Genomic DNA, 12,669 nt, shown 5'->3' with positions numbered 1-12,669 from the left:
GGAATCAGTATGGCAGTTAAAAAACGTGGCTTAGGTCGTGGGCTGGATGCTTTATTAGGTGGCGCAAACGCAAGCAGCCAATACCACGAAGCCCAAGAGAATGAGCTATTACACATAGCAATCGATCGCATCCAGCCGGGCAAATACCAACCGCGCCGCGATATGGATCCAGCCGCGCTTGAAGAGCTATCAAAATCGATTAAAGCGCAGGGCATTATGCAGCCTATCGTTGTACGCTCTGTTGGCAGTAATAAGTATGAAATTATTGCCGGTGAAAGACGTTGGCGTGCAGCGCAATTAGCTGAGCTTAAAACCGTGCCTGCCCTGCTTAAGCAAGTAGCTGATGACGCAGCTATTGCCATGGCATTAATAGAAAATATTCAGCGTGAAGATCTTAACCCTATAGAAGAAGCCATTGCTTTACAGAGGTTGCAGCACGAGTATGAGCTGACTCAGCAAGAAGTCGCTGATGCCGTAGGAAAGTCACGGACCACAGTAACCAACCTACTGCGACTGATAAACCTGCCGGAAGAAGTAAAAATTATGTTGGCACATGGCGATATAGAAATGGGTCATGCGCGGGCTTTGCTAGGACTTGCAGAGCCGCAACTGTTGTTGGCGGCGCGTCATGTTGTCGCAACCGGCTTAAATGTACGACAAACCGAAGCCTATATACGCAGCCTGCAAAAACCCAAAGCAAAACCTACCACGCCAAAAGCGGATCCAGATATTCAACGCTTAGAAAAAAAGCTTGCTGAGCGCCTAGGCGCCAATGTGAAAATCAAACATACCGACAAAGGTAAGGGTCAATTAGTGATTAATTACGGCTCACTTGACGAGCTACAGGGTGTTTTGGCGCATATTCAGTAGATGTAAATCAAATATTATTATTAATAGCCTACATTTGAGTTGATAGAAGCGACACAGACACCTATACTCTCAGCGCAATTTTGTAGTGACGAATTGTAAGCACAACAATTCAGACCAAGGGCGATAGAAACAGTGGCTATACGTAACAAAACACCGTTTTATCGTTTAAGCATGTTTCGCGTGCTCATGGCACAAGCCGTTGTCACTGCACTATTGGTTGTCGTATGCGCAATAACTCTTGGAGTTGTCGCAGCGTACTCAGTGTTTTTAGGCAGTTCGATAGCTTTATTAGCCAACGCCTATTTCACGTACAAAGCGTTTAAGTATTTTGGGGCGCGCTCAGTGTCCGCTATTCTCCAGTCATTTTGGGCTGGACAGGTAGGAAAAATGTTTATGACGGCAGTGCTTTTTGCGCTGGTGTTTATAGCAGTGAAACCTTTAAACGTAGTACAGTTGTTCTTGGGTTACATTTTGATTCAGCTGACTTCAGTGGTTACACTCTTTTTTAGCAAAAATTTGTAAACGTCCGGGTTTGAGGCATATATGGCAAATAGCAATGCTGAGTATATCCAGCACCACTTACAAAACTTAACTTTTGGCAAAATCGACGGCACATGGCGAATTGCTGAAACACAACAAGAAGCACTAGACATGGGTTTCTGGGCTATCCATCTTGATACCATGGCCATGTCACTTTTGATGGGCTTTGTGTTTCTGTTTATCTTCAGAAAAATAGCAAAACGCGCCAACTCAGGCGTGCCAACAGGTATGCAGGGCTTCGTTGAAGTCATCGTGGAATTTGTACAAAACATGGTTCGCGATACCTTCTATGGCCGCAGCCCGCTTATAGCACCGTTAGCATTGACTATTTTCATGTGGATCTTGCTGATGAACAGCCTGAAATGGATCCCAGTCGATGTAATCCCAGGCATCGCTGCTGCAATAGGCATTCCAAACTTTAAATACGTCCCAACCGCTGATCCAAACGCTACGTTTGGCATGTCGATTGGTGTGTTTATGCTGATTATTTTTTACAGTATCAAAGTTAAAGGCGTGGGCGGCTTCAGTAAAGAGCTAGCGTTCACACCCTTTAACCACTGGTCACTCATTCCTGTAAACCTGGTTCTTGAAATACTAGGTTTGTTAACCAAACCATTCAGCCTTGCGCTGCGTTTGTTCGGTAACATGTATGCGGGTGAAGTTGTATTTATTTTGATTGCGCTACTGCCATTTTGGATTCAGTGGTCGCTATACGGGCCTTGGGCGATTTTCCACATTCTGGTAATTCCGCTACAAGCCTTTATTTTCATGGTGCTGTCGATCGTATACTTGAGCGCAGCCCACGAAAGCCATTGACGCGAAAGCGAGCGTTAATTTTAACCTTAGACTATAACTTAACTTTGAAACTCTAGGAGTAACTATGGAACTCGTAATTTTATCAGCAGCGATCATCATCGGTATGGGCGCACTGGCCACTGGTATTGGTTTTGCTTTACTGGGCGGCAAATTACTGGAATCAACAGCACGTCAGCCTGAGCTGGCTCCACAGTTGCAAACCAAAACCTTCATTATGGCTGGTCTACTTGACGCCGTTCCAATGATTGGTGTTGGTATTGCTATGTACCTGATCTTCGTTGTAGCACCAGGAATGGCTGGTTAATCACGCGATTTCATTAGTACGGCAGCAAAGTTTGTCTGACGTAGGATGTTATCTTTGGATAAACAATGAAATGGCATGAGGTGCATCAATGGCTATTAACATGACTCTCATAGGTCAATTGATTGCCTTCGCTATTTTCACCTGGTTTTGCATGAAGTTCGTATGGCCACCCATCACGAACGCAATGGATGCGCGCCAGAAGAAAATTGCTGAAGGCTTAGATGCAGCAGGACGTGCTGAGCGCGACCTTAAACTTGCTCAAGAAAAGGCAGCAGAAATGCTGCGTGAAACTAAGCAAGCAGCTGCTGAGATTATTGAGAAAGCCAACAAGACTGGAAACGATATTGTTGAAGAAGCAAGACAGCATGCACGCAATGAAGGCGAACGCCTAATTGCAGGCGCTAAAGCTGAAATCGATTTAGAAGTGAATCGCATTAAAGAAGATCTTCGCAAACAAGTTTCAGTCCTTGCAGTGGCAGGTGCAGAAAAAATCCTCGGTGCTACCGTGGATGCGAAAGCACACAATAATTTGGTCGAGCAATTGGCCGCAGAACTTTAAGCGAGGCAAGCGATGTCGAATTCCAATACGCTTGCACGACCTTACGCAAAAGCTGCTTTTGAATACGCAGCTACGGCAAGCAAAGAAGAAGCATGGAGTAACATGCTATCTTTTGCAGCAACTGCGGTTGCGCAAGCTGAGGTTGTTAAGCAGTTAGGTAATCCTGAGCTTAATAAAAAAGGTAAGGTCACGTTTCTTATACAGCTGTGCGAAGGCAATGTAGATAACGAGTTTTCGAATTTTCTCCATCTTTTGGGTGAAAATGATCGTTTGACTCTGTTACCAACAATTTATGAGATTTTTACTGAATTGAAGGCAGATAAAAATCGTTCATTAGACGTTGAAGTAGAATCTGCATTTGAATTAAGCGCAGCACAATTAAAAACACTAGCTGCCGCCTTATCTAAGCGGCTTGATCGTACCGTTCATCCCAAAGCGACTGTTAACCCCGCTTTAATTGGCGGTTTACACATACGCGCTGGTGACTTAGTAATAGACGGTTCGATCCGCGGCAAACTAAATAAGTTAGCCGAAGCGTTGAAATCCTGATTTGAGGGACAAATGGCATGCAGCAACTGAATCCTTCCGAGATTAGTGAGATTATCAAGCAGCGTATTGCAAAGCTTGATGTTTCTGCACAAGCCCGTAACGAGGGCACTATCGTCAGCTTATCTGACGGTATCGTACGTATTCACGGCCTAGCCGATGTAATGTACGGTGAGATGATTGAATTCCCTGGTGGAATCTTTGGTATGGCATTGAACCTAGAGCGTGACTCTGTCGGTGCTGTAATTCTAGGTTCATTCGCAGGTTTAACAGAGGGTATGAGCGCCAAATGTACCGGCCGTATTTTGGAAGTTCCAGTTGGTAACGAACTTCTAGGTCGCGTTGTGGATGCTTTAGGTAACCCTATTGATGGCAAAGGTCCTTTAGGCACCACGCTAACTGACGCGGTAGAAAAAGTAGCACCTGGTGTTATTTGGCGTAAGTCAGTCGACCAACCTGTTCAAACGGGTTATAAATCAGTCGACTCCATGATTCCAGTAGGTCGTGGTCAGCGAGAGTTGATTATTGGTGACCGTCAGATCGGTAAAACGGCTCTGGCGATTGATGCCATCATCAACCAGAAAGACAGTGGTATTAAATGTGTGTACGTGGCTATTGGTCAGAAACAATCGACCATTGCAAACGTCGTACGCAAGCTAGAAGAAACAGGCGCGTTGGCCAACACCATTGTTGTGGTAGCCAGTGCTTCAGAATCTCCTGCGCTTCAGTACTTAGCTCCGTACGCAGGTTGCACCATGGGTGAGTTTTTCCGTGACCGTGGTGAAGATGCGTTAATCGTTTATGATGACCTCTCTAAGCAAGCTGTTGCATACCGCCAGATTTCTTTGTTGCTACGTCGTCCACCAGGACGTGAAGCTTACCCAGGTGATGTTTTCTATCTCCACAGTCGTTTATTGGAGCGTGCGTCACGTGTATCTGAAGAGTACGTTGAAGAGTTCACCAAGGGCGAAGTTAAAGGTAAGACCGGTTCATTGACCGCTTTACCTATTATTGAAACCCAGGCAGGTGACGTTTCTGCGTTCGTACCCACCAACGTAATTTCTATTACTGATGGTCAGATTTTCCTTGAGTCAGCAATGTTTAACTCAGGTATTCGTCCAGCGGTGAACGCGGGTATTTCGGTATCTCGTGTAGGTGGTGCGGCACAAACGGGTCTGATTAAGAAACTGTCTGGTGGTATTCGTACAGCCTTAGCACAGTATCGTGAATTGGCTGCTTTTGCGCAGTTTGCTTCTGACTTGGATGAGGCAACACGTAAACAGCTAGAGCATGGTCAGCGTGTTACTGAACTGATGAAACAAAAGCAATATGCGCCTATGTCCATCGCTGATATGGCAATTTCTCTGTATGCAGCAGAACGTGGCTTCTTAGAAGATGTAGAAGTCAATAAAGTAGGTGCATTTGAGGCGGCTTTGTTAGCCTTCTTTAAGCGTGAGTTCGCCGACCTAGTGTCGACCATGAATAAAGAAGCGGCCTTTACTAAAGAAATCGATGCTGCCTTGAAAGAAGGTATCGAGAAGTTTAAGGCAACTCAAAGCTGGTAATTCGCAGCGGAGGCTTTTAGCCTCCTTCTGCTAACCAGAAGGGTGTCAAATGGCAGGCGCAAAAGAGATTCGCACAAAAATTGCGAGCATCAAAAATACGCAAAAGATTACAAGCGCCATGGAAAAAGTGGCGGTCAGCAAAATGCGCAAGGCACAGCAGCGCATGGGTGCTGGTCGTCCTTATGCAGAACGTATTCGACAAGTAGTTGGCCATCTGGCTCAAGCTAATACCGAATACAAGCATGCATTCATGGTTGAGCGTCCAGTGAAACGCGTAGGCTATATACTCGTGTCAACTGATCGTGGTCTTTGCGGTGGTCTGAACTTTAACCTGTTCAAAAACTTGATTAGCAATTTTCAAGAGTGGCAGCAACAAGGCGTAGAAGCTGAGTTCTGTGTAATAGGTAATAAAGGTGCTAGTTTTTTCCGTAGCTACGGCGTAAAAATTTCAGCTGCAGTCGGTGGATTAGGTGAAGAACCTGAAATTAATGACTTGATCGGCAGTATTAAAATTATGCTAGATGGTTTTATGGAAGGTCGCATCGATCGTCTATATTTGGTGTCGAATAAATTTATCAACACCATGACCCAAAAACCTGCTGTTGAGCAGCTGGTTCCTTTGGCCGTAGATGAGAAAGTCGAAAACAGCCGTTTAGGTAGTTGGGATTATATATATGAGCCAGGTGCTAAAGAGTTACTTGACGCACTAATCGTTCGTTATATCGAATCTCAAGTTTACCAATCGGTAGTAGAGAATGCTGCCTGTGAGCAAGCAGCTCGTATGATCGCGATGAAAAATGCGACTGACAACGCCGGTGACCTTATTGATAACCTGCAGTTGGTTTATAACAAGGCTCGTCAAGCAGCTATTACCCAAGAAATTTCTGAAATCGTTGGCGGCGCAGCCGCGGTTTAAGAACGGTTCAAATATTCAGAGGACCAGATATGAGTAGCGGACGTATCGTTCAAATTATCGGCGCCGTCATCGACGTGGAGTTTTCACGTGAAGATGTGCCGAACATTTATGACGCACTGCAAGTTCAGGGCGTTGAAACTACACTCGAAGTTCAACAACAGTTGGGTGACGGTGTAGTACGTACTATTGCCATGGGTTCGACCGAAGGTCTAAAACGTGGTTTAGAAGTAGTTAACTCAGGCGGCCCAATTACCGTACCTGTGGGTGTTAAAACCCTAGGTCGTATTATGGACGTACTAGGTAACCCAATTGATGAAGCCGGTCCTATTGGCGAAGAAGAGCGTTGGGGTATTCACCGTTCAGCGCCTACTTATGCAGAACAAGCCGGTGGTAATGAAATTCTAGAAACAGGTATTAAGGTTATTGACCTTGTTTGCCCGTTCTCTAAAGGTGGTAAAGTTGGTCTGTTCGGTGGTGCCGGTGTTGGTAAAACCGTAAACATGATGGAGCTGATCCGTAACATTGCTATTGAGCACAGTGGTTATTCAGTATTCGCTGGTGTAGGTGAGCGTACTCGTGAGGGTAACGACTTCTACCACGAAATGAAGGATTCCAACGTTCTTGACAAGGTAGCACTGGTTTACGGTCAGATGAACGAACCACCGGGTAACCGTTTACGTGTTGCACTGACAGGTTTGACCATGGCGGAGAAATTCCGTGACGAAGGTCGTGACGTACTGTTGTTTATCGACAACATTTATCGTTATACCCTCGCTGGTACTGAAGTATCTGCACTGTTAGGCCGTATGCCTTCAGCGGTAGGTTATCAGCCAACATTGGCGGAAGAGATGGGTGTTCTGCAAGAGCGTATTACCTCTACTAAAGCAGGCTCCATTACCTCTATTCAAGCTGTTTACGTACCTGCGGATGACTTAACTGACCCATCCCCAGCTACTACGTTTGCGCACTTGGATGCCACCGTTGTTCTGTCACGTGACATTGCTTCGTTGGGTATTTACCCAGCCATCGACCCACTGGACTCCTCATCACGTCAGTTGGATCCATTGGTTATTGGTCAAGAGCATTATGATTGTGCTCGTGGCGTACAGTATGTATTGCAGCGCTACACAGAGCTTAAAGACATTATTGCTATTTTGGGTATGGATGAATTGTCTGAAGAAGATAAGCAACTGGTTTCGCGTGCGCGTAAAATCCAGCGCTTCCTATCTCAGCCGTTCTTCGTAGCTGAAGTATTTACTGGTTCACCAGGTAAATATGTCTCCTTGAAAGAAACCATCCGTGGCTTCCAAGGTATCCTCAATGGTGACTATGACGATTTGCCAGAACAGGCGTTCTACATGGTAGGTACCATTGATGAAGCTATTGAAAAGGCAAGCAAGCTGTAATTGCGAACCTTTTAGCAAAAGTAATTTGGTGGCGACTGTATAAGTCGCTACCAGCACTCTGAGGCGATTAATATGGCCATAACAGTCCACTGTGACATTGTTAGTGCAGAAGAAGAGCTGTTCTCCGGCTTGGTTGAAATGGTGATTGCCCATGGACATATGGGTGACATAGGTGTTTTGCCTGGTCACGCGCCATTGCTATCAACGATTAAGCCAGGTCCTGTGCGCGTCATTAAGCAGGGCGGAAAGGAAGAGGTATTTTATATCTCTGGTGGCTTTATCGAAGTCCAGCCCAATATGGTTAAAGTGCTAGCTGATTCAGCCATCCGTGCAGCGGATCTTGATGAAGCTGCAGCGATGGAAGCTAAGAAAGCAGCTGAAAAAGCAATACTTAACCATTCTGCTGACTTGGATTATTCTGCAGCATCTGCGCGCTTGGCTGAAGCTGCGGCGCAACTACGTACTATCCATGAATTACGTAGAAAAGTAGGCCGCTAATAGGTTTTAGTCTTCGCTGTGAAAAGAAAAGGGTAGCTTATTTATATAGCTGCCCTTTTTTATTTATACTAGTCCAAACAATCAAGCAGCATACGTAGGAGTTTTTTTATGTCTCTGGATATCGTCATTCTAGCTGCGGGCCAGGGTACGCGTATGCGCTCATCCCTCCCCAAAGTACTGCACCCCATTGCTGGCAAACCTATGCTGGCTCATGTAATTGATGCGGCAAGAGCATTACAGCCCAATAGCATTCAGGTTGTCATTGGGCATGGTGCAAAGCAGGTTACCCAACAATTAGCTGCTGATGATGTCACTTTTGTCATGCAAACAGAACAACTGGGTACGGGCCATGCTGTAGCGCAAGCAATACCTAACCTTAACGCCGATACCCTGTTAGTTCTCTACGGAGACGTACCGTTAATACATCCCAGCACCTTAAGCAGACTTTTGCAGGGCGTGACCGAAAATACAATGGGCTTACTGACGGTTAATTTAAGCGATCCTGCAGGTTACGGGCGCATTGTTCGCGATAATCAACAGCAGGTAACAGCCATTGTTGAACACAAAGATGCCACGCCAGAACAGCTGACAATTTGCGAGGGTAACACGGGCATCCTTGCAGCATCACGCCAGCATATGGTGCAGTGGTTAGGTAGGTTATCAAACCATAACGCCCAAGCAGAATATTACTTAACCGATATTATCGCGATGGCCGTCGCGGATGGTGTGGCGATACACACAGAAACAGCTACAGAGCCTATGGAAGTTCAAGGTGCGAATGATCGCCAGCAACTAGCAAGCCTTGAGCGTTTTTATCAATTTCAACAAGCTAACGTGCTGATGGCGCAGGGTGTTACCTTGCTGGATCCAGCACGCCTCGACATTCGTGGCACAGTAAAGGTTGGTCGCGATATCACCATTGATATCAACGTTATTCTCGAAGGAAATGTTGAGATTGAGGATAACGTCAGTATTGGTGCAAATTGCGTCATTAAAAATTCTATCTTAAGAAGTGGCGCGATAATCAAAGCCAACTGCCATATAGAAGGTAGTGAGGTTGGTCCAGAAGCAGACTGTGGACCATTTGCTCGATTACGCCCAGGCACCAAGCTTGAGAAAAATGCCCATGTGGGTAATTTTGTGGAGCTTAAAAACACGCATTTAGGTGTAGCCGCGAAAGTAGGGCATCTAACCTATTTAGGTGATAGCGAAATCGGTGCGCGTACCAACATAGGCGCAGGCACTATCACCTGTAATTATGACGGTGCTAATAAACATAGAACGGTTATGGGCGAGGATGTGTTTATTGGTTCAAATAGCTCCATTGTTGCCCCAATAACCCTAGGCGATGCAGCTACTACAGGTGCTGGTTCAACAATTACTCAAGATGTTCCGGCGCACACCTTAGCGATTGGCCGGAGTAAACAGCGCAATATTGCAAACTGGGCAAGGCCACAAAAAAAGAGCTAGATGCTCAGTAAAAAACTTGATTATTTTCAGCAATTTGGCGGTTTAGGGTCCAATAATCATAAAGAATACCTAGTAAAAATAGGCCGCCTGTACACAGATATAAAATACCGGTGAGCCATTTACCTAGGTAAAAGCGGTGAATACCAAAAACACCTAAAAACGTGAGCAGTAACCAAGCTAGGTTGTAGTTGTAGCGACCGGATAAGTAGGTTTGATTAACTTGGCGATTCATTGCGGGAATGAGGAATAAATCAATTATCCAGCCCACAAAAAACAATCCAAGGGTAAAAAACCAGATAGTCCCAGTGATAGGGCGACCATAATAAAATCTATGAGCGCCGATAAAACCAAAGATCCACAGTAGATATCCAAAGACTGGTGTGTGATTTCGTAGTGAGTAATTCATAAGATGGGCGTTAACAATAATGTCTAAAATATTCAGAGTAGCTCTGTGTGTGTTTACGCTGTACCTAACCGGCTGTTCAGCAATTAATGTAGAGAAAAAATATCGCAGCAACAGCTATGACAACAGAATACAGTGGATCGTTCTGCACTATACCTCAGCCGACTTTGAGGACTCCTTGCACCTGTTAACAAATACAGCTGTCAGCAGCCATTATTTAATCAGTGAACAGCCCGTTAAAGTGTATCAATTAGTCGACGAAAGTAATCGCGCTTGGCATGCAGGGGATAGCTCATGGCGTGGTCGCACATGGTTAAATGCAACCAGTATAGGCATAGAGTTGGTGCATCCGGGCTATACTGAGCAGGCAGGGGAGCGGATTTGGCATGACTGGTCAACCGAGCAAATAGACAGTCTGATTGTTCTTTTGCACGATATTTTGTACAGATACCAGTTACCCATTGAAAGCGTTATTGGTCATAGTGATATAGCGCCACAGCGTAAAGTAGACCCTGGCCCTAAGTTTCCTTGGTCAAGACTGGCGCAAGAAGGCATGATTCGCTGGCCATTAACAACTGACATTGATTTTTACGAGCCGATATTTCTTGTTGAGCTGCCCGATGCATTGTGGTTCCAAGAACAACTAGCGGCATTGGGTTATGCCATACACCAGAGCGCAGAATTTGATGAGCAGACACAGCGCGTCATAAGCGTACTACAGATGAAGTACCGCCCTAGTGACTTTTCAGGCACAGCAGATGCTGAAACGGCGGCTATCCTTCAATCGCTTACAGAGCAGCAAAAACAGGCACAGGAAAAATAATGCTAAATACGCTTTGGTTAAGCTTTTTTATCGTAGCCACTGTAGCCGGCTTGACCCAGTGGCTTCAAGGTGATGCCACGGTGTGGGCGGCGATGGTAGAAAGCCTGTTCAGCATGGCTAAGCTGTCAGTTGAAGTAATGATTTTACTGTTTGGCACGCTTACTCTTTGGTTAGGGTTTCTGCGTATAGCGGAGCAGGCGGGTTTGGTAGAACGTGTAGCAAGACTATTATCGCCTTTATTCTCCAAACTCATGCCTGAAGTGCCACGCGGACACCCAGCTTTGGGTTTAATAACCATGAACTTTGCCGCTAACAGTCTAGGCCTAGATAATGCCGCAACACCTATTGGCCTAAAGGCGATGCGCTCGTTACAAAGTTTAAATAGCTCGTTAACCACAGCTAGTAATGCACAAATCCTTTTTTTAGTACTAAACGCATCCTCCTTGACGCTATTGCCCGTTACTATCTTTATGTACCGAGCTCAGCAAGGTGCTGCTGATCCAACGCTCGTTTTCTTACCAATCCTTTTAGCGACCAGCGCCTCAACGTTAGTGGGGCTTGTGTCTGTAGCCTTTATGCAGCGTTTGAAAATTTGGCATCCTGTAGTACTGGCTTATTTGCTTCCGGCCGTGTTAGTACTGGCTTTGTTTATGGCGTTATTAGCCAGCTTGACGGGAGCAGCGCTCGCATCGTTATCATCTCTGCTGGGCAATTTAACGTTATTTGGCATCATTTTATTTATTTTAGTATTTGCCGCATTCCGAAAAGTACAGGTGTATGAGGCCTTTGTAGAGGGCGCAAAAGAAGGTTTTGATGTTTCGAAAAACTTGCTGCCGTACCTAATTGCCATGCTATGTGCAATAGGCGTATTAAGAGCCTCAGGAGCACTGGACTTCGGTTTAGATGGTATTCGCTGGCTGGTTGAATATTTATCCTGGGACGCCCGCTTTGTAGATGCACTGCCTACAGCCTTAGTTAAACCATTCTCAGGCAGTGCCGCACGGGCTATGCTGATTGAAACGATGCAAACGCAAGGTGTAGATAGTTTTGCAGCACTTGCTGCAGCAACAGTACAAGGCAGTACGGAGACTACATTCTATGTGCTGGCGGTGTACTTTGGTGCAGTCAATATCCAGCGCGTACGCCATGCCGTAGGCTGTGCATTACTTGCTGAGCTGGCAGGAGTAATAGCTGCCATCAGTGTGTGCTATTGGTTTTTTGGTTGAATAAATGAACAGAAAAAAAGCAACCATAGCCTGTCTACTCCTAAGCCAAGTTAGTGCCTGTAATGCTGTACTTGCGGAGCATGAAGGCAATAAAGCGCTAGTGCTAGTTGAAAGCCGAGCTGGACATCATTTATCGGCACAGAGAATAGACGGCAAAAAAGTTACGGATGGGCGCTTTTTTATTTTAGAGCCCGGTCAGCACAAGCTGAGTGTTCGCTTAAGCTATGAGCGCGGCGGTCAAATAGGTTATTCAGGTTGGCGGCATTGTCTTGCAGAAATAGCCTATGCAAATTTTAGAGCCACAGAAAAATATAGCATACGTGCCTATGCTAAAGGCTACACCGCCAGGGTTTGGCTACAAAACGAACAAGGGGAGCGGCTTGTAGAAAGTCAGTCGGTACCGTGCGGGCCCCAGTATTAAAAGATGATATAGCAGCTCGCAGTAGGTAAATGCTAGAAAACCGTGCAAAGTTTAAATAGGGCTTTACAAGTAAATTAAACTCTGTAGAATACGCAACTCGTTCGGCGTATACCTAACTAAAACGCGACTAAGCATTTGATTTTTAAAAAGATTTTTAAGATTCACGCTTGACAGACTAAGAGTAACACTTTAGTATACGCCACCTCAGATGCAGCGACGCACTTAGCGCAAAGCTTCTGAACAGTTCTTTAACATTTTAATCAAGCAATTCGTGTGGGTGCTTGTGGTATTGGATGATAGTCAACA

Annotated in this window: 15 protein-coding genes; 14 read left to right on the top strand and 1 reads right to left on the bottom strand. The window is 45.5% G+C overall.

Going from position 1 to position 12,669, the window contains the following annotated elements:
* The first annotated feature begins 9 nt into the window (after positions 1-9).
* From QEZ41_RS04440 to glmU, 11 genes are all read left to right on the top strand, one after another.
* A complete protein-coding gene (locus QEZ41_RS04440) occupies positions 10-870 on the top strand; it encodes a ParB/RepB/Spo0J family partition protein (RefSeq protein WP_289410181.1) in 861 nt (286 codons plus the stop codon).
* A 186-nt stretch (positions 871-1,056) separates the two neighbouring features.
* Complete coding sequence (locus tag QEZ41_RS04435; protein ID WP_353061888.1) at positions 1,057-1,392, top strand: ATP synthase subunit I; 336 nt, start codon at positions 1,057-1,059, stop codon at positions 1,390-1,392.
* 21 nt (positions 1,393-1,413) lie between these two features.
* On the top strand, positions 1,414-2,226 hold the full coding sequence (gene atpB / locus QEZ41_RS04430) for a F0F1 ATP synthase subunit A (protein WP_289410179.1): 813 nt from the start codon (positions 1,414-1,416) through the stop codon (positions 2,224-2,226).
* A 64-nt stretch (positions 2,227-2,290) separates the two neighbouring features.
* Complete coding sequence (atpE, locus tag QEZ41_RS04425; RefSeq protein WP_289410178.1) at positions 2,291-2,530, top strand: F0F1 ATP synthase subunit C; 240 nt, start codon at positions 2,291-2,293, stop codon at positions 2,528-2,530.
* Between the two features lie 88 nt (positions 2,531-2,618).
* Positions 2,619-3,089 carry a F0F1 ATP synthase subunit B gene (locus tag QEZ41_RS04420; protein ID WP_289410177.1) on the top strand — a complete coding sequence of 157 codons (471 nt, stop codon included), beginning with the start codon at positions 2,619-2,621 and terminating at the stop codon, positions 3,087-3,089.
* Positions 3,090-3,101: 12 nt separating this feature from the next.
* Positions 3,102-3,638 carry a F0F1 ATP synthase subunit delta gene (locus tag QEZ41_RS04415; protein WP_289410176.1) on the top strand — a complete coding sequence of 179 codons (537 nt, stop codon included), beginning with the start codon at positions 3,102-3,104 and terminating at the stop codon, positions 3,636-3,638.
* A 17-nt stretch (positions 3,639-3,655) separates the two neighbouring features.
* On the top strand, positions 3,656-5,200 hold the full coding sequence (gene atpA / locus QEZ41_RS04410; protein WP_289410175.1) for a F0F1 ATP synthase subunit alpha: 1,545 nt from the start codon (positions 3,656-3,658) through the stop codon (positions 5,198-5,200).
* Positions 5,201-5,249: 49 nt separating this feature from the next.
* Positions 5,250-6,116 carry a F0F1 ATP synthase subunit gamma gene (atpG, locus tag QEZ41_RS04405; protein WP_289410174.1) on the top strand — a complete coding sequence of 289 codons (867 nt, stop codon included), beginning with the start codon at positions 5,250-5,252 and terminating at the stop codon, positions 6,114-6,116.
* 29 nt (positions 6,117-6,145) lie between these two features.
* On the top strand, positions 6,146-7,522 hold the full coding sequence (gene atpD / locus QEZ41_RS04400) for a F0F1 ATP synthase subunit beta (RefSeq protein ID WP_289410173.1): 1,377 nt from the start codon (positions 6,146-6,148) through the stop codon (positions 7,520-7,522).
* A gap of 72 nt (positions 7,523-7,594) precedes the next feature.
* The gene (locus tag QEZ41_RS04395) at positions 7,595-8,020 is read left to right on the top strand and encodes a F0F1 ATP synthase subunit epsilon (protein ID WP_289410172.1); all 426 of its coding nucleotides are present in this window, start codon (positions 7,595-7,597) and stop codon (positions 8,018-8,020) included.
* A 108-nt stretch (positions 8,021-8,128) separates the two neighbouring features.
* Positions 8,129-9,490 carry a bifunctional UDP-N-acetylglucosamine diphosphorylase/glucosamine-1-phosphate N-acetyltransferase GlmU gene (gene glmU / locus QEZ41_RS04390; RefSeq protein ID WP_289410171.1) on the top strand — a complete coding sequence of 454 codons (1,362 nt, stop codon included), beginning with the start codon at positions 8,129-8,131 and terminating at the stop codon, positions 9,488-9,490.
* Positions 9,491-9,494: 4 nt separating this feature from the next.
* Here glmU and QEZ41_RS04385 read toward each other — a convergent pair whose 3' ends face one another.
* Complete coding sequence (locus QEZ41_RS04385; protein ID WP_289410170.1) at positions 9,495-9,896, bottom strand: NINE protein; 402 nt, start codon at positions 9,894-9,896, stop codon at positions 9,495-9,497.
* 19 nt (positions 9,897-9,915) lie between these two features.
* On the opposite strand from QEZ41_RS04385, the gene QEZ41_RS04380 reads away from it, so the two are divergent.
* From QEZ41_RS04380 to QEZ41_RS04370, 3 genes are read left to right on the top strand one after another with little or no spacing between them, the layout of a single operon-like run.
* Positions 9,916-10,716 (top strand): N-acetylmuramoyl-L-alanine amidase, encoded by an 801-nt coding sequence (locus QEZ41_RS04380; RefSeq protein ID WP_289410169.1) that lies wholly within the window; start codon positions 9,916-9,918, stop codon positions 10,714-10,716.
* Complete coding sequence (locus tag QEZ41_RS04375; RefSeq protein ID WP_289410168.1) at positions 10,716-11,942, top strand: nucleoside recognition domain-containing protein; 1,227 nt, start codon at positions 10,716-10,718, stop codon at positions 11,940-11,942. Before QEZ41_RS04380 ends, QEZ41_RS04375 begins: the two co-directional genes overlap by 1 nt.
* 4 nt (positions 11,943-11,946) lie before the next feature.
* Positions 11,947-12,363, top strand: a complete 417-nt coding sequence (locus tag QEZ41_RS04370) for a PA0061/PA0062 family lipoprotein (RefSeq protein ID WP_289410167.1) — start codon at positions 11,947-11,949, stop codon at positions 12,361-12,363.
* The last annotated feature ends 306 nt before the right edge of the window (positions 12,364-12,669 follow it).

The organism is Thiopseudomonas acetoxidans (genome assembly GCF_030362935.1).
GTDB classification, from domain to species: domain Bacteria; phylum Pseudomonadota; class Gammaproteobacteria; order Pseudomonadales; family Pseudomonadaceae; genus Thiopseudomonas; species Thiopseudomonas acetoxidans.
Note: the sequence above shows the minus strand (reverse complement) of the source record. Positions and strands in the feature narration are given on the sequence as shown.